This window comes from Nocardiopsis sp. NPDC055879 (assembly GCF_053615935.1).
In genome coordinates this window covers 252,617-275,849 of the sequence record NZ_JBSHCT010000001.1, presented here as the reverse complement: position 1 = coordinate 275,849, position 23,233 = coordinate 252,617, and the positions used below count along the sequence as shown (strand labels likewise).

17 protein-coding genes are annotated in these 23,233 nt (G+C 69.0%); 12 read left to right on the top strand and 5 right to left on the bottom strand.

Annotated elements, in window-relative coordinates; translation table 11 throughout:
* The first annotated feature begins 17 nt into the window (after positions 1-17).
* The 6 genes from ACWGKS_RS01120 (at position 18) to ACWGKS_RS01095 (ending at position 6,500) form a co-directional block, all read left to right on the top strand.
* On the top strand, positions 18-761 hold the full coding sequence (locus tag ACWGKS_RS01120; RefSeq protein ID WP_157091065.1) for an amino acid ABC transporter ATP-binding protein: 744 nt from the start codon (positions 18-20) through the stop codon (positions 759-761).
* Between the two features lie 56 nt (positions 762-817).
* Entirely contained in the window at positions 818-1,660 is an 843-nt protein-coding gene (locus ACWGKS_RS01115) for a glutamate ABC transporter substrate-binding protein (protein ID WP_358512132.1), read from the top strand.
* Positions 1,661-1,736: 76 nt separating this feature from the next.
* Complete coding sequence (locus ACWGKS_RS01110; RefSeq protein WP_358512111.1) at positions 1,737-2,411, top strand: amino acid ABC transporter permease; 675 nt, start codon at positions 1,737-1,739, stop codon at positions 2,409-2,411.
* A complete protein-coding gene (locus ACWGKS_RS01105; protein ID WP_358512114.1) occupies positions 2,408-3,406 on the top strand; it encodes an amino acid ABC transporter permease in 999 nt (332 codons plus the stop codon). The genes ACWGKS_RS01110 and ACWGKS_RS01105 overlap by 4 nt, the downstream gene beginning before the upstream one ends.
* Positions 3,407-3,577: 171 nt before the next feature.
* Positions 3,578-5,755 carry a S9 family peptidase gene (locus ACWGKS_RS01100; RefSeq protein WP_358512117.1) on the top strand — a complete coding sequence of 726 codons (2,178 nt, stop codon included), beginning with the start codon at positions 3,578-3,580 and terminating at the stop codon, positions 5,753-5,755.
* Positions 5,756-5,762: 7 nt separating this feature from the next.
* Positions 5,763-6,500 carry a hypothetical protein gene (locus ACWGKS_RS01095; protein WP_452521423.1) on the top strand — a complete coding sequence of 246 codons (738 nt, stop codon included), beginning with the start codon at positions 5,763-5,765 and terminating at the stop codon, positions 6,498-6,500.
* Between the two features lie 961 nt (positions 6,501-7,461).
* On the opposite strand, the gene ACWGKS_RS01090 is transcribed toward ACWGKS_RS01095, so the two are convergent.
* The 4 genes from ACWGKS_RS01090 to ACWGKS_RS01075 all read right to left on the bottom strand — a co-directional run bounded on the left by ACWGKS_RS01090 (position 7,462) and on the right by ACWGKS_RS01075 (position 11,763).
* A complete protein-coding gene (locus ACWGKS_RS01090; protein ID WP_452521421.1) occupies positions 7,462-8,829 on the bottom strand; it encodes a DUF222 domain-containing protein in 1,368 nt (455 codons plus the stop codon).
* An 814-nt stretch (positions 8,830-9,643) separates the two neighbouring features.
* Positions 9,644-10,261: a regulatory protein RecX gene (locus tag ACWGKS_RS01085; RefSeq protein WP_452521420.1), complete on the bottom strand. Its 618-nt coding sequence runs from the start codon at positions 10,259-10,261 to the stop codon at positions 9,644-9,646.
* Positions 10,254-11,396, bottom strand: coding sequence for a recombinase RecA (gene recA / locus ACWGKS_RS01080; protein WP_358506280.1), 1,143 nt, complete (start codon positions 11,394-11,396; stop codon positions 10,254-10,256). Before recA ends, ACWGKS_RS01085 begins: the two co-directional genes overlap by 8 nt.
* A 172-nt stretch (positions 11,397-11,568) precedes the next feature.
* Complete coding sequence (locus tag ACWGKS_RS01075; RefSeq protein ID WP_358506277.1) at positions 11,569-11,763, bottom strand: DUF3046 domain-containing protein; 195 nt, start codon at positions 11,761-11,763, stop codon at positions 11,569-11,571.
* Between the two features lie 116 nt (positions 11,764-11,879).
* Between ACWGKS_RS01075 and ACWGKS_RS01070 the strand changes: the two genes are divergently transcribed.
* Genes ACWGKS_RS01070 through ACWGKS_RS01060 form a run of 3 tightly spaced genes read left to right on the top strand, consistent with a single transcriptional unit; the run spans position 11,880 to position 18,478 of the window.
* Complete coding sequence (locus ACWGKS_RS01070; RefSeq protein WP_452521418.1) at positions 11,880-16,331, top strand: DEAD/DEAH box helicase; 4,452 nt, start codon at positions 11,880-11,882, stop codon at positions 16,329-16,331.
* A 5-nt stretch (positions 16,332-16,336) separates the two neighbouring features.
* Positions 16,337-16,864, top strand: a complete 528-nt coding sequence (locus tag ACWGKS_RS01065) for a GNAT family N-acetyltransferase (RefSeq protein ID WP_358506268.1) — start codon at positions 16,337-16,339, stop codon at positions 16,862-16,864.
* A 12-nt stretch (positions 16,865-16,876) separates the two neighbouring features.
* The gene (locus ACWGKS_RS01060) at positions 16,877-18,478 is read left to right on the top strand and encodes a serine/threonine-protein kinase (protein WP_358506265.1); all 1,602 of its coding nucleotides are present in this window, start codon (positions 16,877-16,879) and stop codon (positions 18,476-18,478) included.
* Between the two features lie 49 nt (positions 18,479-18,527).
* On the opposite strand, the gene ACWGKS_RS01055 is transcribed toward ACWGKS_RS01060, so the two are convergent.
* Positions 18,528-19,742 carry an ROK family transcriptional regulator gene (locus ACWGKS_RS01055; protein WP_358506262.1) on the bottom strand — a complete coding sequence of 405 codons (1,215 nt, stop codon included), beginning with the start codon at positions 19,740-19,742 and terminating at the stop codon, positions 18,528-18,530.
* Positions 19,743-19,996: 254 nt separating this feature from the next.
* On the opposite strand from ACWGKS_RS01055, the gene ACWGKS_RS01050 reads away from it, so the two are divergent.
* The 3 genes from ACWGKS_RS01050 (at position 19,997) to ACWGKS_RS01040 (ending at position 23,204) form a co-directional block, all read left to right on the top strand.
* On the top strand, positions 19,997-21,280 hold the full coding sequence (locus ACWGKS_RS01050) for an extracellular solute-binding protein (RefSeq protein ID WP_358506259.1): 1,284 nt from the start codon (positions 19,997-19,999) through the stop codon (positions 21,278-21,280).
* A 65-nt stretch (positions 21,281-21,345) separates the two neighbouring features.
* Positions 21,346-22,326, top strand: a complete 981-nt coding sequence (locus ACWGKS_RS01045) for a carbohydrate ABC transporter permease (protein ID WP_358506256.1) — start codon at positions 21,346-21,348, stop codon at positions 22,324-22,326.
* Positions 22,323-23,204: a carbohydrate ABC transporter permease gene (locus ACWGKS_RS01040; RefSeq protein ID WP_067604953.1), complete on the top strand. Its 882-nt coding sequence runs from the start codon at positions 22,323-22,325 to the stop codon at positions 23,202-23,204. The genes ACWGKS_RS01045 and ACWGKS_RS01040 overlap by 4 nt, the downstream gene beginning before the upstream one ends.
* Positions 23,205-23,233 lie beyond the last annotated feature (29 nt).

Below are 23,233 nucleotides of genomic sequence, written 5' to 3'. Positions count from 1 at the left end.
CCCATTAGGTTCCGATCATGACTTCAACTCCTCTCGTCGTGCTGGAGAACGTCAACAAGCACTTCGGCGACCTGCACGTGCTCCGCGACATCGATCTGACGGTGAACTCCGGCGAGGTGGTAGTCGTCATCGGTCCGTCCGGATCCGGCAAGTCGACGCTGTGCCGCACGATCAACCGGCTCGAGACGGTCGACTCCGGCACCATCTCCCTCGACGGACAACCGCTGCCCGCCGAAGGCCGCGGTCTGGCCAAGCTGCGCAGCGACGTCGGCATGGTCTTCCAGTCCTTCAACCTGTTCGCCCACAAGACCGTTCTGCAGAACGTGACGCTGGGCCCGATGAAGGTGCTCAAGCAGTCCAAGTCGGACGCCGAGGCGCGCGGCATGGAACTGCTCGACCGGGTGCAGATCGGCGACCAGGCGAACAAGTACCCAGCCCAACTCTCCGGCGGCCAGCAGCAGCGCGTGGCCATCGCCCGAGCCTTGGCGATGAACCCCAAGGTGATCCTCTTCGACGAGCCGACCTCGGCCCTGGACCCCGAAATGGTCCAAGAGGTCCTCGACGTCATGACCGACCTGGCGAACGAGGGCATGACCATGGTCGTGGTCACCCACGAGATGGGGTTCGCCCGTCGCGCGGCCAACCGGGTCGTGTTCATGGCCGACGGACAGATCGTCGAGGAGAACACCCCCGACGAGTTCTTCACGTCCCCCCGGTCGGACCGGGCCAAGGACTTCCTGTCCAAGATCCTGACCCACTAGTCCGCCCCCGGACGATGACCCAGCAGCTTCGCACGCTCAAGGAAGAGGTACCCCACATGCGAGCCCGTCGCATCAACACCGTTCTGGGCGGCGCCGCCGTCCTCGCTCTGGCCCTCACCGCCTGTGGTACCGCCGAGGTCGGCGACTCCGGCGGCGACGGAGGCGAGGGCGGTGGCGACACCATCACCATCGGTGTCAAGTACGACCAGCCCGGACTCGGCCTCGACGAGGGCGGTTCCCCCGTCGGCTTCGACGTCGACGTCGCCACCTTCATCGCCGAGGAACTCGGCTACTCCGCCGACCAGATCGAGTGGACCGAGGCAGCCTCGGCCAACCGCGAGTCCTTCCTCCAGCAGGGCACCGTGGACATGATCATCGCGACCTACTCCATCACCGACGAGCGTCGCCAGGTCGTCGACTTCGGCGGCCCCTACTACGTCGCCCAGCAGGACATCCTGACCCAGGCCGACAACTCCGACATCACCGGGCCCGAGGACCTCGACGGCCGCGTGCTGTGCTCCGCCTCCGGTTCCCGTTCGGCGCACAACATCACCGACGAGATGGAGATCGACGCCGAGCTGCGCGAGGCCGGCAACTACTCCGAGTGCCTGGAACTGCTCGGTAACGGCACCGTCGACGCCGTGACCACCGACAACACCATCCTCGCTGGCTTCGCGGCCCAGAACCCGGACGAGTTCCGGATGGTCAACAACCCGTTCGGCGAGGAGAAGTACGGCGTCGGCCTGCCCGCCGGTTCCACGGAGCGTTGCGAGGAGGTCAACGCGGCCATCACCAAGATGTGGGACGAGGGCGCGGCCACCGAGTACCTGGAGAACGCCTTCGGCGCGACCGACTTCGCCTACGAGGAGGAAGTCCCCGAGCTCGAAACCTGCGCCTAAAACCGTCATTTGACCTCGTTCGGAAGGTGGGGCCGACAACCGGCCCCACCTTCCGGGCCTTGACCGGCTGGGACCCATGGAAGCCTTTCTCAGCAATATCGACAGGGTCGTCGACGGTTTCTCATGGACCGTCAGGCTGACCCTGCTCAGTGCCTTCTTCTCATTCATCCTGGGCATCCTGCTCACCGCGATGCGGGTCTCCCCTGTCCCGCTGCTCCGCGGACTGTCCACCGCCTACGTCGAAGGCATCCGCAGCACCCCGCTGACCCTGGTGCTGCTGTTCTGCGGTCTGGGCCTCAACAGCGCCCTGGGCGTGAGCCTGGCCGACAGCGTGGCGATGGACGTGTTCTGGTGGGCGGTGATCGGCCTGTCCGCCTACACCTCCTGCTTCGTGTCCGAGACCCTGCGCTCCGGCATCAACACCATCCCCCTCGGGCAGGTCGAGGCGGCCCGTTCCCTGGGCCTGACCTTCACCCAGAACCTGCGCCTGATCGTCGTACCGCAGGCGTTGCGCACCGTAGTGGGTCCGCTGGGCAGTGTGCTCATCGCGCTCACCAAGAACACCACCGTCGCCTCCGTCGCGGGGTTGGGCGTCCAAGAGGCGTCCCGGGAGATGAAGCTCATGTTCGACCAGGGCATCGCTCCGGTCCTGCCGACCTTCGTCGGATTCGCGATCGGGTTCCTGATCCTGACCCTGCCGATGGGTTACTTCTTCGGCTGGCTCGCCAAGCGTGTGGCGGTGGTCCGATGAGCATCCAGACCTCGGTTCTCTTCGACGTTCCCGGGCCCCGCGCCCGGAAGCGCAACGTCCTCTACACGGTCCTCACCGTCTTCTTGGCGTTGATCGGCCTGTCCATCCTGTACCTGGGGTTCAACCGGACCCTGACCGACCGCGAGTCGAGCCTGTTCAGCGCCGAGACCTGGGCGGTGAATCCGGCGGGCCAGTGGGCCGCCGACATGTGGGCGCCGTTCCTGCGCGCCGACACCTGGACCGGATACGTCATCCCCGGTCTGCAGAACACGCTGACCGCGGCGCTGACCGCCTCGGTGCTGGCCGTCGTGTTCGGTCTGGTCTTCGGCATCGGCCGGCTGTCGAAGCACTGGTGGATCCGCGTGCCCTCCGGGGCCATCGTGGAGTTCTTCCGTGGCATCCCCCTGCTGATGCTGATCTTCTTCACCATGGCGCTGCCCATCGTGGCCTGGCAGGTGTTCAACGTTCCCACCGGCACCTTCCAGGTGACCGCGCTCGCCGCGGTCGTCACCGGTCTGACCCTGTACAACGGGTCGGTGCTGGCCGAGGTGTTCCGGGCGGGCATCCTCGCGGTGCCCAAGGGACAGAGTGAGGCCGCCGAGTCCATCGGCATGAGCCGGACCCAGACGATGTGGACGATCCTGATCCCTCAGGCCGTCACGTCGATGATGCCCGCGATCGTGGCGCAGCTCGTGGTCCTGTTGAAGGACTCCGCACTCGGCTACATCATCGCCTTCCCGGAGCTGCTGCGCAGCTTCACCCTGCTGGCGACCCGGGAGAGCAACGTCATCCCGGCGGCGATCATCTGTGCCCTCATCTACATCGTGATCAACCTGACGCTGAGCAGGGTCGCGATCTGGCTGGAGCGTCGCAACGCCCGGCGCGGCAGGCCCTCGGCCAAGCCCACCGCCGCGGGAGGCGCTCCCTCCGAGGTGAACGGCACCCGTGGTTCCGACGAGAAGCCGACGGGGGAGACCGGCCCCGACAAGGGCTGACCGGGCCCGCTCCACGGCTCACGCCGCGGCCCCGTCGAACGCACCCCGAGTGCGATCGGCGGGGCCGCCGCCGTTTGTCCCTCCGAGTACCGGTCAGGGCTGCACAGCGACCCCGTGGAGCACTAAGGTCGACATGTCATCTCATCACACACGACCCATCCTGAGCGGGACATGTCTGAACTGTCGAGCCCTCATGGCCGCTGGCCATCGCCTATCAGCGCCGGAGACGTCGCCCGAGGAACGCTGCTGCCCGCGTTCCCCTCTGTTCGAGGCGACGAGGTCTGGTGGCAGGAGTACCGACCGGCCGAGAACGGCCGCACGACCCTGGTACGGCGGGACTCGGACGGGTCCGTGCACGACCTGCTTCCCGCGCCCTGGAACGTGGGAACCCGGGTGCACGAGTACGGAGGGCGCTCCTACCTGCCCGTCCCCCGCCGTGACGACAAGGCCATCCCCCGCGTGGGCGTGGTGTTCGCCGACCACGACACCCAGCGGTTGTTCCTGCTGGAGCGGGGCGCCAAGGATCCCCTCCCCCTCACCCCCGAGCCCGCGCGCAAGGCGGGGCTGCGGTACGCCGATCCGGTCCTGAGCCCGGACGGCAAGCAGATCCTTTGCGTGCGCGAGGACCACACCGGTGCGGACCTGAGCCGCTCCATCGTGTCGGTTCCGCTCTCCGGGCGGGGCGCCACGGACCCGACCGCCATCCGCGAACTGGTCACCGGGGCGCGCTTCTACGCCTCCCCCGCCCCCTCCCCGGACGGACGCCACCTGGCCTACGTGCGCTGGAACCACCCGCGGATGCCCTGGGACGGTACCGAACTTCGCGTGGGCGAGCTCACCGAGACCGGTCTGCTCGGCGAGTACACGCTCAAGGGCGGGGTCGACGAGTCCGTGCTCTCCCCCACCTGGGTCGATGACGACTCCATGTACCTGGCCTCGGACTGGCCGGGCTTTTGGAACCTCTACCACGCCGGTCTCAAGGGACAGGCGATCGCGCTCTACCCGGCCGAGGAGGAGTTCCACGAGGCGCCGGGGCGCCTGGGCGACCGTTCCTTCTGCGCGCTGGAGAACGGCAAGGTGGTGACGCTGCACGGCGACACCGCGCTGCGCCCCGCCCTGTACGACCCCGACACCCTGGACCTGGAAGACGTCCCCACCGACCTCACCTCCTGGTCCCAGGTCGACTCCGACGGGCTCAACGTCGTCGCGGTGGCCGCCTCCCCCGACTCCGCGCCCTGCGTGGTGCGTCTGGACCCGGCCCGCCGCAGCGTGGAGATCCTGCGCCGGTCCCTGGAGCAGGCCCCGGACGCCGGCTACCTGCCCACCCCCCGCCGGGAACGCCTGCCCGGCCGCTACGGGGCCACGGTGCACGCCAACGTGTACCCGCCGACCCACCCGGACCACGATGGGAGCGAGCCCGCGCCGTACGTGGTGTGGGCGCACGGCGGGCCCGTCGGCCACTCCCGCCGGGAACTGGACCTGAACAAGGCCTACTTCACCAGCCGCGGCATCGGTGTGGTGGACGTGGACTACGGGGGTTCCACCGGCTACGGGAGGTCCTACCGCAAGCGTCTGCACAAGGAGTGGGGCGTGGTGGACGTGGAGGACTGCGCCGCGGTCGCCCGCGCCCTCGTCGACCGCGGTGTCGCCGACCCCGAGCGCCTCGCGATCCGCGGCCCCAGCGCCGGGGGCTTCACCGCGCTGTTGGCGCTCACCGGTGACACCTTCGCCTGCGGGGTGTCCTACTTCGGTGTCGCCGACCTGCTCGGCCTCGCCGAGACCACCCACGACTTCGAGTCGCGTTTCCTCGACACCCTCCTCGGCCCACTTCCCGGCTTCATCGAGACATACAAGGAACGCTCACCCATCAACCGGATCGCCGAGATCGACGTACCGGTGCTGCTGCTCCAAGGCATGGACGACCCGGTGGTCACCCCGGACCAGGCTTTCTCCATGGCCACGGCCCTGGGCGAGCGCGGTATTCCGTACGCTCTGCTGGAGTTCGAGGGCGAGTCGCACGGCTTCCACACCGAAGAGGCCCGCGTGCGTTCCCTGGAGGCCGAGCTGGCCTTCTACGGGAAGGTGTTCGGGTTCGAACCCGACGTGCCGGCCCTTGAGCTCAGCACCACCCCACCCGAGCCCCGACCCGAGCCGACCCCGGACCCGGCCATCGAACCGGCCTCCACCGAAGCCGAGACCAGGCGATCCGGCACGGGCACCGACCCGCACGAGGTGTCCGAGGACGACATCCCGGTGGCCGAGCAGCTCCCGGACGTCACTCCGGCAGCGGGTGTCACCGCGAGAACCGGAGAGCCCGTCACCGGAGAGCCCGTCACCAAGGACGAATGAGGTCCCGGTGAACGCCGCCTTCCCGAACCTGCTCCGTGACCGACTGGTCGCCATGGCCGAGGCGGATCCCCACATCCTGGGTGCGGCGTTCACCGGCTCCCTGGCCCTGGGCGAAGGAGACCGATGGTCGGACATCGACCTGGTCCTCGCTGTCCAGGGCTCCCCTGTCTCAACGGCCGATGCCTGGGCCACCCGACTCCACGCACACTTCGGCGTGGCCCACCACTGGGACCTGCCCACAACGGATCACCGGGTGATCCGGGTGTTCCTGATGCTCGACGGGGTGGAAGTCGATCTGTCCTTCGTCCCCGAGGACGACTTCGGCGCCCGCGGTCCCCAATGGAAGACCCTGTTCGGCGACCAGCACATCCTGGAGCCCTTCCCCGCCCCGACCCTCGACACCCTGGTCGGCTTGGCCTGGCACCACGGGCGGCACACCCGCGTCTGCTTGGAGCGTGACCGACTCTGGCAGGCCGAGCACTGGGTGGGTGCCCTGCGCACCCAGGTGATCGCCCTGGCATGCCTGCGCCTCGGCCTGCCCACCGCCTACGCCAAGGGCGCCCACCACCTGCCCAAGTCCTTCACCGAGGCGCTGGGCCCCACCCTGGTAAGAGAGCCGACCTCCCCCGAGATCCTGCGAGCCCTGTCCGCTCTCACCGATGTCCTGGTCGAAGAGCTGAACCGAAGCGCCCCCGAGGCCGCTGCCCGGCTGCGTCCCCACCTGAAGGCCTGGTCGTCTCCCTGAGTTCGGGAGCCCCTGTACCGCGCTTCGGCCACCGGGGGTGGGGAGTGCCCTGAGGTCGCCGCCCTTCTCGACCGCGACCTCCACATCATCGGCTCGTTCCCCTGACAGCGTCCGCTCAACACGTCCGCTCAATACGTCCACTCCCAGAGGGGTGACCGAGGGCGTGAGTGGGTGGGTGGGTGTGAGGTGGTTGGTGGGGCGCCTCAGGTTTCTGGCTCTGAGGGTTGTTGGGCGGGGTGGGGGTGGGTTTCTCCCTCCTTCCCCGCCGCGTGATTGTTGCCGCCCGCACCGCACGCGTCAAGGCGATGTCGGGTTCTGTGACGCTGTGGTGGGTGGCCTTGACCCGCACGGCACGGGCGGCGGTTTGGCGGCTATCGGGGAAGGGGGGAGAGTGGTTGGGGTCCCAAAGGGCCCTGTGGGCCTGCGGCCCACTCCGGCCGCAGGCGGCCGGATGCCTTCCCCTCCCTCTGGTGTCCTCGTGGGCCGCGTCGCCACTACGTGACGGGTGAGGTCACGAAGGACCCGCTACAGGTGGGACGGGTGGCGGGCCGCGTCCCCGCGGTAGCCACCTCCGGCGCCCCTTTGGCGATGATCTTGCTCCTAGCGCCATGTTGGGCGCCCAACATGGCGCTACGGACAAGATCATCATGGTGGAGAGACAACACGGGGTTGGTGGTGCCGGTGGACCGGTACCTGTGCTGAGGGTGGCACCGGTAGGGCGGGTGGCCGCAGTAGGGGCCGATCTCGCCAGGAGTGCTGCCGAGACCCCCGATGGGAGCCACTCCGGCCCCGGGATATGACTCCGGGTGGGGGGTTCGTGGGGGGCGTGGGGTTCCTGGCTCTGGGCATGCCGATATCCCCACAGGGCACGGGCCCTTGGGGTCTGACACCCAACCGGGGGTGATGTCGTCGGGGTGGGGTTCCACCTGGCGGAAACGGGCGGTGGAAACGGTTGGTGGTGTTAGGGGGCTGTGGCTGGGGCTGGCTCCCCCTCACCATCCCCGGACCCGCTTTCCTTTCCCGCTTCTTGGTGGTTCTGGGCGTGGTGGTGTTCCCAGATCTGCCGGTTCACCTTGGCCTGTAGCCGGTGCTTGAGCCGGTTGTGGGTCGAGCACAGGATCTGCATGTTGTCGGCGCTGGTGGCTCCGCCGTGGGAGAAGGGGACGATGTGGTCGTACTGCGACCAGCTACGCGGCATGTCACAGCCCTGGTGCCACTCGCAGTAGGGCTTCTTGAACCCCGCCGCCTGGCGCACCGGGTCGGGGGCGCATCGCTGCTTTCGACCCACGTCCAACAGGGTCCGGCCCTGTTCGTCGGTCACGAACCGGCGCAGCCAACTGTGGGGGGTCAGGCGGGCCACCATCTGATCGGGCAACACCACCCCATCCTCGGTGGTGGCGGGTTCAGCCGACCCATCACCGAGGAACCGCTTCAGGGGGACGGTGATGTTGAGGGTCGCCAACGGTTGGCGGCTCAGGCTGGAGCAACCCCGGTGGGTCAGAGCGGTCTCGAAGATGCGCATCATCGCGTCATAGGTGCGCTGATGCTTCGGCATCGCCGCGTCATCGGGCCCATACGGTTCGGTGTAGGCCTCCAGGGCGGTCTGGATCAGCTCGTGGTCGGCCCCAGGCCCCCACATCCGCAACAGAAACCCGGACTCGAACGTGGGCGAGAATTGCGCGCCCCGGTTCTCGAACGTTTCGTCGTAATTCCGGTCGGCCTTATCCGGATCCAGGCGGGCGACGAACCATTTCGCCGCGTCCCGCAGCTGGCGCACCGAGGCCTGCGGGCATTCCTTCTTATAGGCGATGAGCCCGTATTCTAACCGGGCCCGAAACCCCTCCGCCGAAGGACGCTGGGCACGGAATTCCTCATCCGTTGTTTCGAGGACCTTCGCCCATTCGGTGGTGGCTTTTTCGGTGGAGGTCGCGATGGCGCACGCTTCACCCAGCGACAGGGCCTTGTTCTGGAAGGCTTCTTCCACCAGGGGCAGCTGCTGCTGATGCAACGCTCGGGCGAGGGTGGCAAGGCTCTTGGCCTCGGCCGGAGAGGTCCCCCACTGGTGGGTGATCCACGCCTGGATACTGCGCTGGCCACCCTCTTCCAACAGGACACCGGTGGCCTCCATACGGGCCAGGGCGGGCAGCATCCCGTAGCGGATCCGGTCTGTTTCCTGGTTGAGGCGGCCGAACTGGGCGAGCACCTCGGTTTCGCACCCGGACGGGATATCCCGTTCGGAGAATTCCACCGCCATCTCCCGCGCACCCGCCATCGCCTTATCGACCGGGGTGTTCCCGGTCGGGCGCGGTGCGTGGGGAGGAAAGCTCATGCTCTGATTATATGCGAACACCCCCAAGAATGGCAGGCCTACCCGCGAGTTTATTGACCGAATTCTGGGGCCGGTATTCCTATCATACGAGGACCCCTGTTTCGGGTTGCCCGCAACCCCTTTTCCCTATGGCCGGATCCGCCCATCGCGGAGACAATCCTGGCGAATTCGAGGGAAGGGGCTCTGAATGGAAACGATCTTGCTCCTAGCGCCATGTTGGGCGCCCAAATGGGCGCTACGAGCAAGATCATCGCTGTGAAGACCAGGGCCGGCTACCGCAGGGACGCGGCCCGCCCCGTGCCTGGCCTGTAGCGGGTCCTTCGTGACCTCACCCGTCACGTAGTGGCGACGCGCTCAACGATGCAGCGAGGCGGTGGGGAAGGGATCCGGCCGGACCGGGCCCCCGGGGCCCGCAGGCCCACAGGGCCGTTGGGACCTCAACCACTCTCCCCCCTTCCCCGATAGCCGCCAAACCGCCGCCCGTGCCGTACGGGTCAAGGCCACCAGCCACGCTGCCAGAGCACTCACCATCGCCTTGACGCGTGCGGTGCGGGCGGCAACAATCACGCGGCGGGGAAGGAGGGAGAACCCACCCCCACCCCGCCCAACCACCCCAAGGAACTCGACCCCAGGCGCCCCACGCACCCGCCCGAGCAACGCCCAACAACCCCAAGGTTCTCTACCTGAGGCGCCCCACACACCCACCCGAGCAACGCCCAACAACCCAAGGGCCCAGTTCAGGGCCGGCCTGCTTCAGACAGCATCCCGATGCCCCACGACCCCACAACCCCACAACCTCACGACCCCACATGCCCTACACGCCCTCAGTTCCCCCGCCCTCGGCCTCCAACTCAGCCTCCGCCGCCAGCTCCGCTTCCAACTCCTCCCGAACAATCCGGTAGGACAGACCGGCCGGGTAGCCCTTGCGGGCCAGGGCGCCCAGGGCGCGGCGGGTACGGGTATCGGGGTCGTGGCCTCGGCTACCGGTCAGCCGTTTGCGGGCCAAGACGCGAGCGGCCTCGGTCTCGTCTTCCTCGCTGACCTCGGCGACCGCCTCGCGGACGGTCTCCTCTTCGACTCCGCGAGTGCGCAGCTCTTGGGAGAGCGCGCGGCGGGACAGGTGTCGGCTGTGGTGGCGGGAGGAGACCCACCCCTTGGCGAAGGCGGCGTCGTCGATCAACCCCGCTTCCTCGATCTGGTCGAGGACTCGCGTGATGACCTCCTCCTCGTGCTCCCGACGGTGCAGGGAACGTTCGAGTTGGGCGCGGGTGCGCGGGGAGTGCGTGAGCATACGCAGGACCAGGTTCTTGACCTTGGCCTCGGTGTCCTCCCCGGACGGGCGTTCGGGCCCGTCCGGGGTGTGCTCGGCGTTCATCGGGTCGGGTGACTCATCCGCCCCGGCGCGGTCGGATGACCGGCGCCGCTCACGCATCCGTGTCGGTCACCTTCGCGGTCTTGGCCGGGGCCTTCTTCGCGGCGGGGGCCTTGGCGACGGCGTCCTTGCCGATCGCGTCCTTGACCGGGTCGGCCTTGGACTCGGCGTCGGATCCGGAGGCGCTGTCGTCACCGGCGGTCACGCCAACGCCCAGCTTCTCCTTGATCTTCTTCTCGACCTCGTTGGCCATGTCGACGTTCTCGTGCAGGAACTTGCGGGCGTTCTCCTTGCCCTGGCCCAGCTGCGTGCCGTCGTAGGTGTACCAGGCACCGGACTTGCGCACGATGCCGTGTTCCACGCCCAGGTCGATCAGGCTGCCCTCTCGGGAGACGCCAACCCCGTAGAGGATGTCGAACTCCGCCTGCTTGAAGGGCGGCGCGACCTTGTTCTTGACGACCTTGACCCGCGTACGGTTACCGACCGCGTCGGTGCCGTCCTTGAGGGTCTCGATGCGTCGGACGTCCAACCGGACCGAGGCGTAGAACTTCAGCGCCCGACCACCCGAGGTGGTCTCGGGCGAGCCGAACATGACGCCGACCTTCTCACGGAGCTGGTTGATGAAGATCGCGGTGGTGCCGGTGGAGCTCAGCGCGCCGGCGATCTTGCGCAGGGCCTGGGACATCAGGCGAGCCTGCAGACCGACGTGGCTGTCACCCATCTCACCCTCGATCTCGGCGCGGGGCACCAGGGCCGCCACGGAGTCGATGACGATGACGGAGATCGCGCCGGAGCGGATCAGCATGTCGACGATCTCCAGCGCCTGCTCACCGGTGTCCGGCTGGGACAGGAGGAGGTCGTCGGTGTTGACGCCGATCTTCTTGGCGTACTCGGGGTCCAGGGCGTGCTCGGCGTCGACGAAGGCGGCGATGCCACCCATTTTCTGCGCGCTGGCCACCGCGTGCAGGGCGACGGTGGTCTTACCGCTGGACTCGGGACCGTAGATCTCCACGACCCGGCCCTTGGGAAGGCCACCGATGCCCAGGGCCACGTCCAGCGAGATGGCGCCGGTGGGGATCGCCTCGATCGGCGGACGATCGTCGTCGCCCAGGCGCATGACGGAGCCCTTGCCGAACTGCCGCTCGATCTGCGCGAGCGCTGTTTCGAGAGCCTTGTCTCGGTCTCCAGAAGCCACGGGGTTCCCCTGTAGGGTCGATGCCTTTTTCTTCATGATGCGCCTGACGCTACGCCTTCGGTACGACAATCGCGACGTTCGCCGGCGATGCGGCCACTCTACCCGAACCTATGTTCGATTCTTGGTTCATCCACAGATCGAACGCGGATCGGACCCGGACCGAACGTGTCGGTCAGCGGGCGGTGGCCGGAAGGTCGAACGCCTCGCACACCGCACGCCAGACCTCCTTGGCCCCGACCCCCTCGGCCAGCGCCTGCTCGATGGTGCGAGAGCCCAGTCCCTCGATCACGTAGTCCTTGGCGAGGCTCTCGGCGTAGGCCTCGCCGAACTGCTCGCGCATGTTGTTCCAGAAGTTGGTGAGTCTCATCGGCCCCAGTATGGGTGATGGACGGGACCCCGACGGCGTTGTCCACAGGCCCTTTTTCGAGGTGCCGGGTGTGTCCTCCGCCTCCTTCTGTCCGAGCCGTTCGGCAGACTGGCCGGATGAGCGGCCCCTTGGAACCCTTCGGCACGGCGACGCGGACCTGGTTCGAACAGGCCTTCCCCGACGGGCCCACTCGGGCCCAGGCCGAGGCGTGGGCCTCGGTCGCGGGCGGTGACGACACCCTCGTGGTGGCGCCCACGGGTTCGGGCAAGACCCTGTCCGCCTTCATGTGGTCGTTGGACCGGTTGCTCCACTCCCCCGTGCCCGAGGACCGTTCTCGGCGTTGCCGGGTCCTGTACGTGTCCCCGTTGAAGGCGCTCGCGGTGGACGTGGAGCGCAACCTGCGTCGCCCCTTGGCCGGCATCACCGACGCCGCGGCCACCGACGGACAGGAACTCTCCCCCGTCACGGTGGGGGTGCGCACCGGAGACACCCCGGCTCGGGAACGTCGCCGTCTGGCCACACACCCGCCGGACGTACTCATCACCACCCCCGAGTCCCTGTTCCTGGTGCTCACTTCCAAGGCCCGTGAGGGGCTGGCCGGGGTGGAGACGATCATCGTGGACGAGGTGCACGCCCTGGCGGGGACCAAACGCGGCGCCCACCTGGCCCTCAGTCTGGAACGACTCGCCCGACTCCTGGAACGTCCGGCGCAGCGGATCGGGTTGTCGGCCACCGTGCGCCCGCGCGAGGTGGTCGCCGACTATCTGGGCGGCGCGCGGATCGTCGCCCCTCCGGACGCCCCGCACATGGATCTGCGGGTGCAGGTCCCGGTGCCGGACCTGGACGAGCCGGGCGGATCGGTGTGGCCGCACGTGGAACGCCGGGTCCTGGACCTGGTGGAGGCGCACCACTCCACCATCGTTTTCACCAACGGCCGCCGCACCGCTGAGAGGCTGTGCTCCCGGCTCAACGATCTGTACGCCGAACGCACCGGCGTCACGTTGCCCGAGGAGGAGGTCGCCGCGCAGGTCGCCGGCCAGTCCGGACAGAGCCGGGGCGCGGACGCCGTGATCGCCCGCGCCCACCACGGGTCGATGTCCAAGTCGGAGCGGGCACTCATCGAGGACGACCTGAAGACGGGCCGACTGCGCTGCGTGGTGGCCACCTCCAGCCTGGAACTGGGTGTGGACATGGGCGCCGTGGACCTGGTCGTACAGGTGGCCTCTCCCCCGTCTGTGGCCAGTGGTCTGCAACGCGTCGGACGGGCCGGACACCAGGTAGGCGAGGTCTCGCGCGGGGTGTTCCTGCCCCGGTTCCGGGGCGACCTGTTGGCGACCACCGTCGTGACCGGGCGGATGCGCGAGGGCGGGATCGAGCGTTTGGAGATGCCGCGCGACCCCCTGGACGTGCTGTCCCAGCAGGTCGTGGCGATGGTGGCGATGGACGAGTGGTCGGTGTCGGAGCTGGCCTCGGTGGTGCGGCGCGCGGCCCCCTTCTCCGACCTGGCCGACTCCGTGCTGGAGTCGGTGTTGGACATGCTGTCGGGACGCTATCCCTCGGACGAGTTCGCGGAGCTGCGCCCACGTCTGGTCTGGGACCGGCAGGAGGACGTGCTGCGCGCCCGCCCCGGCGCCCAGCGACTGGCCGTGATCAGTGGTGGGACCATCCCCGACCGGGGCCTGTTCAAGGTGCATCTGGCCTCGGATCCGGACGGTCGGGCGCCCACCCGGGTCGGTGAGCTGGACGAGGAGATGGTGTACGAGTCGCGGGTGGGCGACGTGTTCGTACTCGGCTCGACGTCGTGGCGGATCGAGGCGATCACCGCGGACCGGGTGATGGTGTCGCCCGCGCCGGGGCGACCGGGGCGGATGCCCTTCTGGAAGGCGGACGCGCAGGGTCGTCCGGCGGAGCTGGGTCGGGCCGTGGGCGCGGCCACCAGGGAGTTGGCCGGGGCGGACGCCGAGGAGGGGCGCGCCTGGGCGATCACCGCCGGGTTGGACGAGTGGGCGGCGGACAACCTGGTGGAGTACGTGGCGGAGCAACGTGAGGCCACCGGTCAGGTGCCCGACGATCGCACGGTGGTGATCGAACGTTTCCGTGACCAGGTGGGCGACTGGCGCGCGGTGGTGCATTCGCCGTTGGGCGCCCGGGTGCACGCGCCGTGGGCGTTGGCGATCGGTGGGCGGTTGCGCGACCGGTTCGGGATGGACGCCCAGGTGGTGCACGGCGACGACGGGATCGTGCTGCGGCTGCCGGACGTGGAGAACGGCGGCGTGGGTCGTCCCGGCGAGTTGACGGATCTGGTGTCGGTGGACCCCGACGGTGTGGAGGCGCTGGTCACCGAAGAGCTGACCGGGTCGGCGTTGTTCTCGTCGCGGTTCCGTGAGTGCGCGGCGCGGGCGCTGCTGTTGCCGCGTCAACGCCCGGACCGTCGGATGCCGTTGTGGCAGCAGCGTCTGCGGGCGCGGCACCTGTTGTCGGTGGCGGGTCGGTACGGGTCGTTCCCGATCGTGTTGGAGACGGTGCGCGAGTGTCTGCGGGACGTGTTCGACGTTCCGGAGTTGGCGCGGGTGCTGTCGGACGTGCGGGCGCGGCGGATCCGGGTGGTGGAGGTGGAGACCACGCACGCGTCGCCGTTCGCGCGGTCGTTGCTGATGGAGTACACGGCCGCGTTCCTGTACGAGGGGGACGCGCCGGCGGCGGAGTCGCGGGCGCAGGCGTTGACCCTGGACACGTCGTTGTTGGCGGACCTGTTGGGCGGCGCGGACCTGCGGGAGTTGTTGGACCCGGAGGTGGTGGAGCGTACCGGCGCCCTGTTGCAGCGGTCGGCGGCTCCGGTGCGGGACCTGGAGGGGACCGCGGACCTGCTGCGGGAGGTGGGTCCGTTGTCGACCGATGAGGCGGTCGAGCGTGGGGCGGACCCCGACTGGTTGTTCGCCCTGGAGGGCGCCAGGCGCGTGGTGCGCGTGTGGGTGGCCGGGGTGGAGCGCTGGTGCGCGGTGGAGGACGTGTCGCGGCTGCGGGACGCGTTGGGCTCCGAGCCACCGCCCGGGGTCCCGTCGGTGTTCCTGGAACCGGTGGAGGATCCCCTCTCGGACCTGGTGTCCCGGTACGCGCGCACGCACGGACCGTTCACGTCGGCGGAGGTGTCGGCCCGCTGGGGTGTGGGCGTCGACGCGGTCGAGGGCGCCCTGCGGGACCTGGCCCGGCGGGGCAGGGTGGCCCGTGGTGGGTTCCGTCCCGGTGGCACGGGCACCGAGTGGTGTGACGCGGACGTGCTGCGCCGGTTGCGGCGGGGGTCGATCGCCCGGCTGCGCCGCGAGGTGGAACCGGTGGAACCGGCGACGTTGGCGGTCTTCGTCCCGTTGTGGCAACGGGCGGTTCCGGGTGAGCGGTGGCGTGGTCCGGACGCGGTGTTCGAGGCGGTGGAGTCGCTTCGGGGCGTGCCATTGGTGGCCTCGTCCCTGGAATCGTTGGTGCTGCCGGCCAGGGTGGAGGGTTTCGTCCCCGCCTCGTTGGACGCGCTCACCCAGGCCGGTGAGGTGGTGTGGACGGGCGCGGGCTCGCTGCCGGGTGGGGACGGTTGGTTGGTGGTGGCCCCCGCCGAGGACGCCTCGTCGTCGTTGCCGGAGCCGCTTCCACCGCAGGAGGGAACGACGGCGGCGGCCGTGTTGGGGACACTGCGCTCGGGCGGGGCCCTGTTCTTCCGTGACCTCGCCGACGGGGTGGCCCGGGCGGCGGGCGGTGCGGTGTTCTCCGACGCCGATCTGGTGACGGCGTTGTGGGAGCTGGTGTGGTCGGGGTGCGTCACCAATGACTCCCTGGCGCCGTTGCGTGCGTGGGCGGGTTCGGGCCCGGCGCCACGTCGGCCCTCGTCACGTTCGCGACGACGCCCGGTGTTGCCGACCCGCGCGGGGCCGCCGACGGCGGCGGGCCGGTGGTGGGCGCTGCCCGAACCGGACCCGGATCCGACCCGGCGGGCCCTGGCACGGGTGGAGGCACGACTGGCACGCGGCGGGGTCCTGGTGCGCGGGCACCAGGGGCGCGGCCTGTCGACGGACGAATACCGGGTGCTGCGGTCCATGGAGGAGACCGGGCGGGTGCGTCGGGGCTACTTCGTGGAGGGTCTCGGTGGCGCGCAGTTCGCGCTGCCGGGTGCGGTGGACCGGCTGCGGGCCCTGTCGGGAGAGACACCCGGTGGGACCTCGGATCCGGTGGTGTTGGCGGCCACCGATCCGGCCAATCCGTACGGCGTCGAGCTGGCGTGGCCGGCGGGCGTGGTGGGCGCGCATCGACCGGGTCGCACGGCGGGGGCCCTGGTCGTCCTGGACGGGGGCCTGCCCACGTTGTACCTGTCGCCGGGCCGGTCCGCGCTGACCTTCGGGTCCGCCGCGGCGTTGTTGGAGCGGGCGGCCCGGGCCGTGGCCGATCTGGTACGTAGCGGCCGGGTCGAGTCCTTGCTGGTGGAGCGGGCCGACGGGGTCGAGGTGTTCGGTACGTCGCTGGACCCGGCGTTGGTGGCGGCGGGTTTCCACGTCACCCCCAAGGGTCTGCGTCTGCGACGCTGAGCATCATGATCGAACCGGTGATCCGCCGCATGCGGCGACAGGACATGGACGCGGTGGTGGCGGTCTCCCTGGCCGCCGACACGTTGTTCGCGCGAGCGGGACTGGAGCTGCCCCCTGACGATCCGCGGGAGATGGTGGAGCACGTCGAACACGTGTGGGTGGCCGAGGTGGCCGGCTCCGTGGTCGGTCTGGCCGCGACCATCACGTTGGACGACGCCGCACATCTGGAACAGCTCGCGGTGGATCCGGAACACGGCCGGCGCGGAATCGGCGGTGCCCTACTGGAGCGGGTGTGCGCCGAGGCCGCCGCCCGGGGACGAGACCGGGTCACCCTCACCACCTTCCGTGACCTGCCCTGGAACGGCCCCTGGTACGAGCGGCGGGGCTTCGTCACACTCGCCCGGACCGAGTGGGGACCGGGTCTGGTCCGTCAGTGGGAGATCGAAGAGGAGGCGGGCATCCTGGTCCGTCCCCGCGTGGCGATGTGGCGGGATCCGTCCCGGCCTCGGGACGCTCCGGCGCTCCCGATTTGAGATGATGTGCCCATGGTCCCCACTGATCCCCCGGCGCCCCGTACCTCCGTCGGCCGTTACGAGCTTCGAGGCGAGCTCGGCAGCGGCGCCATGGGCACCGTGTGGCGTGCCCACGACACCCGTTTGAACCGTGAGGTGGCGGTCAAGGAGGTCCACCTCCCCCACGACATGCCCCCACGTGAACGCGAGCGCGCCCGGGCGCGCATGATCCGCGAGGCGCAGGCGGCGGCACGGGTGGCCCACCCCTCGGTGGTGACCGTGCACGACGTCCTGGAGGTGGACGGGACCCCGTTCATTGTCATGGAGCTGTTGGAGGGCGAGTCCCTGCGCGACCGTCTGCGCCGCACCGGCCCCATGCCGGAGGCCGAGGTGGAGCGGATCGCGCGCCCGTTGTTGGACGCGTTGTGGGCGGCGCACCGGGCCGGGGTGGTCCACCGTGACGTCAAGCCCGCCAACATCATGCTGACGTCGGGCGGTACCCGGCCGGTGCTGACCGACTTCGGCATCGCCAACCTGCCCGACCACGGGGGGACGGCGCTGACGGGGACCGGCGCGATCCTGGGCACCGCGGCGTACGCGGCACCCGAGCGCCTGGAACACGACGACAACGGCGCGGTGTCGGACCTGTGGAGCCTGGGCGCCACCCTGTTCGCGGCCCTGGCCGGGGAGTCGCCGTTCAAACGCGACACCATCACATCGACGCTCACCGCGGTGCTCACCCATCCGGTACCGCCGGTACCGGCCCGGGGACGGACGGCCTCGGTGATCAACGGGTTGTTGGAACGGGATCCGCGCCGCCGGCTGCTGCCGGAGCGGGCGTTGGCCCTGTTGGACGATCCCGTCCCGACCCCGGCCCCTGTTCCGACCCCGACCCCTGCCTCGGAGCCGTCGACCGGAACCAGGCCCGGCCGCTCGCGTACGCCGCTGTTCGTCGGAGCGGCCGCCGTCCTGGCCCTACTGGTGCTGAGCGCGTTCACGGTGTGGTCCGTCTTCTCCTCCGATGATCGGGAGGTCGCCGCCGATCCGGAAACGCCCGCCGCCGAACCCAGTCCGGAACCATCGGCGGAACCCTCCGCCCAGGCCCAGGAGGGTTCGACCGAGGGGGCTCCCGAGGGGTTCACCCGCTACGACGACGGGGTGGTCACGCTGGTCGCCCCCGAGGGCTGGGCGATGGTCGAGAACGAGGAGGACTCACCGGGCAACGGCGTCACCCGGTTGGCCTCCTACGAGTTCGATACCGGCGTGGAGACCGGCGACATGGATCTGTTCGTGACCAGATACGACCTCTTGGTCTTCGACGCCGAGGGCGCCATGCTCCGGATGGACGAGCTGCTCAACGAGGACGAGGCCTACAGCGACGCGGAACAGCTGATGCTGGAGCCGCGGTTGGAGGGCCCCGGCGTGCAGAGCGCGGTCTACGAGGCCACCTACATCCACGAGGAGCGCGAGATCCCCGAACGGTGGATGTTCACCCGTGAGATCACCGACGGGAACACCGCGGTCTCCTACCGGCTGAGCTTCAACTTCCCGCAGGACCTGCGGGAGGAACAGCGGGAGGACTTCGAGATGGTGCTCGACTCCTTCGCCCCGTCCCCGGACGGCGAGGAGGACTGACTCCCCCGCGCCCCGGGGCGTCCGGGGCGCGGTCGGGGGTCAGACGGTGTCAGACGGTGGCCGAGAACACCTCGTCGCGGGCGCGTTCCAGGCCGTGCAGAAGGGCTCCGCGCACGACCGGGCTGCCCTCGACCGTTCCCAGGGCGACCTCGGTGGCGTTGGGTGCGATCCGGGCGGTCGCGGCCTCCACCCGTTCGGCCAGCTTGGGTCCTCCGGCGCGGGCGACGTCCCCGCCCAGGACGACCAGCCCGGGGTCGATCATCACGCTGACGGCGGCGATTCCTCGGGAGAGCCGTTCGGCGAAGACGTCGAGGAAGGCGTCGCCCTCGGGGGTTCCGGAGCCGGCGGCGCGGGCGACCACCTCGGTGACGTCCTCTCCGGTGAAGCCGTGTTCGGCGGCCAGGCGCAGCACCTGCTTGGCGTGGACCAGCGCCTGGAAGCCGTGCGGCAGCTCCCGGTCGCCGTCGGACTTCAGGGACTCATAGCCACCGGAGAGACCCACGTCGGTGGACAGGGGGGCTCCGGGCACCGGCAGGTAGCCGATCTCGCCCGCGCCACCGGAGCGGCCCCTGTGGACGCGCCCGCCGATCATGGAGGCCATACCGACACCGCCGGCGGCGCTGAGCCAGATGAGCACGAACTCCTCGACCCCCTTGGCCGCCCCTTCCGCGTGTTCGGCCAGGGCCGCCAGGTTCACGTCGTTCTCCAACATGACCGAGCGTTCGAGGTCGGCGCGCAGCGCTTCGAGCACCCCTTCGTGCCAGGACATGAGGTCGAAGGAGAAGCGGATGTCCCCGGTGCGCGGGTCGACGACCCCGGGGGTGCCGATGACGCAGGCGCGGACCTTTTCGAGGGGGACCTCGGCGGTCTCCACCAGCCGCATCACGGCGGTGTGGACCAGGGCGACCGGATCGTCGGAGGCGCTGGGGTCGACACTGACGTCACTGATGATCCGACCCGTGATGTCGGCGATGGTCGCGGTGACGCGGTGGGCGCTGACGTCGAGGACGGCGACGTAGGCGCTCTCCGGGACGACCGCGTAGAGGGCGGCGTTGGGGCCTCGCCCTCCGGCCCTGCTGCCCACCACCCGGACCAGGTCGCGTTCCTCCAGCCGAGCCAGGAGTTGGGACGCCGTCACCTTCGACAGACCGGTCCTCGTGCCGAGTTGCGTCCTGGTCAACGGGCCGCCGGAGAGTAGGAGTTCGAGTGCCGCGCGATCGTTCAATTGGCGCAGCAGCCGGGGAGTCCCCGGACGTTGAGACATAACCGTGACACCTCACCCTGTTTTTATTAGGAAAGTTTCCTGTTAATTTAGCTCACAACCTCACAGGAGGTCACGTCCCGGCTGGTCCGTAGTGGTTTCGGACCCCGGTACCCGCGCCGGAGGGGCGACCAGGAAAGTGCTGCCCCAGCACCCCCCGATCAGACGTCGAGGCACACGGATCCGTTCATGATCCCAGGTTGCTTCGAGCACAGGCGCCGCGCCCCGGCGCGACGTGCGAAGGGAGATAGGTTCACATGAGGTTCCCCAAGATCGCACTGGCCTCGACCGTGGTCATGTTGGCCGCCGCTTGCGGTGGCGGATCCGATGACGGCGGCTCGTCCGGTGACGCCCCCGACACCCTCACCGTCTGGCGTATGGGCGACGCCAACGAGGACCAGAACGCCTTCATGGACTCGGTCACCGAGCAGTACCAGGAGCTCTACCCCGACACCGACGTGGACGTCCAGTGGATCCCGTGGGGCGAGTTCAGCCAGCGTTTCCAGACCGCTCTGGTCTCCGGCGGCCCCGACGTCGTAGAGATCGGCAACGACCAGGTCGCCACCTGGGCCGAGGCCGAGGCCCTCTACGACGTGTCCGAGTACGTCGAGGGCTGGGACGACAGCGCCGACCTCCTCGAAGGGGCCTACGCCAACGGTACCTTCGGCGACGCACAGTACAGCATCCCCTGGTACAGCGGCGTTCGCGCCCTTTGGTACAACACCGACCAGCTGGAGGAGTTGGGCCACGAGCCGCCCACCACCTGGGACGAACTGGTCGAGGTCGCCGAGGACATCGAGGACGAGTACGACGTCCCCGGCTTCGCCGCGCCCACCGACTTCCTGAACGGCATCGCCAGCTTCGTCTGGGCCAACGACGGTGAGTTCGCCGTCGAGGAGGGCGGCGAGTGGGTCGGACAACTCGACTCCGCCGAGACCGCCGAGGCCCTGGAGTTCTACGCCGGGCTGACCGTCGACGGCATCTCCCCGAGCGCCTGCGTGGGCCTCAACGAGGTCGACTGCGCCCACGCCGACTTCGTCAACCGCGAGGTCGGCATGTTCATCGACGGTCCCTGGGCCCAGGCCCAGCTGGAGGACCTCAACGACGAGCACGCCGGCCACTGGGCCACCACGCCCATCCCGGGGGTGGACGGTATGGCGCCCGCCTTCGGCGGCGGCTCCGACCTGGCCGTGTGGGGCACCTCCGAGTACCCCGACGCCGCCTTCGACTACATCACCACGTTGAACAGCAAGGACAACGCGCTGCCCTACAACGAGGTGTCGTCGATGTTCCCCACCTACACCGACGTGCTGGAGAGCGACACCTTCCAGGAGGACCCGATCCTGGCCGGCGCCGCCACCCAGGCCACCGGCGACCTGCGTCTGTTCCCCGACACCGCCAACTGGGGCCACGTCCAGTGGGAACTGACCACGATCCAGACCGCCGTCCAGCGCATGGCCGAGGGCGAGTCCGCCGACGACGTCCTGCCCGAGCTCAACGAAGAGCTCACCGAGGCCCTCAACCGTGAGGTCTCCGAGTAGGTCGCCCCAAGCACAGGGGCGGTCGCGCACCAGGCGGCCGCCCCTCGACCCGCCAGGAACGGTCCATGACTCAAACGTTGGAACGCGCCACGGAACCCGAGGCGCCCTCGCCAGGACGGCCACGGGCCGCCTCCCGTCGCACCCGCATCAGACTCGTCCCCTACCTCCTGATCCTGCCCGCGCTGACCGTGCTCGCGGTGGTCCTGCTCTGGCCGATCGGCCAGATGCTGTGGATCTCGCTGCACGACTACGGACTACAGCAGCTGCGGGGCCAAGAGGCGCAGTGGAACGATTTCGGCCACTACCTCTACGTGCTCACCGACGAGCGCTTCTGGTCGGTGTTCCGGAACACGATCATCGTCTGCCTGACCATGGTGGTCCTGACGATGATCCTCGGAACGCTCGTCGGCCTCCTCATGCACAAGCTGCCCAAGTGGGCGTCGACCACCCTGGGACTCGGCCTGATGCTGGCGTGGGCCACGCCCGTCATCAGTGCCGCCATCGTCTACCGCTGGCTGTTCGACACCAGGTACGGACTGATCAACACCCTCCTGACCGCGCTGCCGGACTGGTTGGTGGGCTCGGGGTGGAACGAGTTCAACTGGTTCAACTCACCGAGCACCCTCTTCCCCATCCTCATCGTCACCGTGGTGTGGCAGTCGTTCCCGTTCGTGGCGATCAGCGTCCTGGCCGGGCTCAAGAGCATCCCGCACGAGCTCTACGAGGCCGCCCGCATCGACGGCGCCGGCGCGTGGAAGAGCTTCTGGAGCGTCACCTTCCCGATGCTGCGCCCGCTCTTCGCGCTGCTGCTGGTGCTGCAGGTCATCTGGGACTTCCGGATCTTCACCCAGCTGTTCATCCTCGGCAACGGCGTCAGCAACCGGGACATCTCGCTGATCCCGACCTACATCTTCCAACTGGGCTTCGCCTCGACCCCGCCCAACTACGGCATGGGGTCGGCGATCGCCGTGATCATGACCGTCCTGGTGCTCGTGATCAGCGCGTACTACCTGCGCACCATGATCCGCCAGGAGGAGGCCCGATGAACAACGTCCACCGACTGCGCAGGTCCGTCGGAAGACTCGGCCTGTACCTGGCCGCCCTCGCGGTCTTCGTCTTCGCGGTCTTTCCCGTCTACTGGGTCCTGGCCACCGCTCTGCGGCCCACCGGCGAGATCTTCACCCGGCAGCCCACCCTGTTCCCACGTGAGATCACCCTGGAGCACTTCGAGCGGGTCCTGTCGGGCGTCCTCATCCCCGGCACCTCGTTCTGGTCCTTCCTCGGCAACAGCCTGGTGGTGACCGTCGGATCGGTGGCCTTCGCGGCGATGCTGGCCCTGCTCGCCGCCATCGCCGTGGCCCGGTTCCGGTTCAAGCTGCGCTCGGCCTTCATCATCATGCTGCTGGTGATCCAGATGGTCCCGGTCGAAGCGCTGATCATCTCCCTGTTCATCAACTTCTTCCACCTGGGCAACGCCCTGGACCTCGAACTGGTCGGCAACCTGTCCGGCGTGTTCGTGATCTACGTGGCGGTCGCGCTGCCGATCACCATCCTGATGATCCGCAACTTCGTGTCCGCGGTGCCCCGGGAGTTGGAGGAGGCGGCGGCCATCGACGGCGCCGGCGGGTGGACGATCTTCTGGCGGATCCTCATGCCGCTGGTGGCGCCCGGCCTGGCCGCGGCGAGCATCTTCGCGTTCATCACCGCGTGGAACGAGTTCCTCGTCGCCTTCACGTTCCTGCAGAACAACACCGGTGCCTACACCCTGCCGATCTCCCTGCAGTACTACTTCGGCGCCGTGTCCATCGAGTGGGGGTCGATCATGGCCGCCTCGACGCTGCTGACCGTCCCCGTGATGATCTTCTTCCTCTTCGTCCAACGCCGCATGGTATCGGGCCTGACCATGGGAGCGGTCAAGGGCTGACCTCGTAAGACACACCGACACCCCCTTCA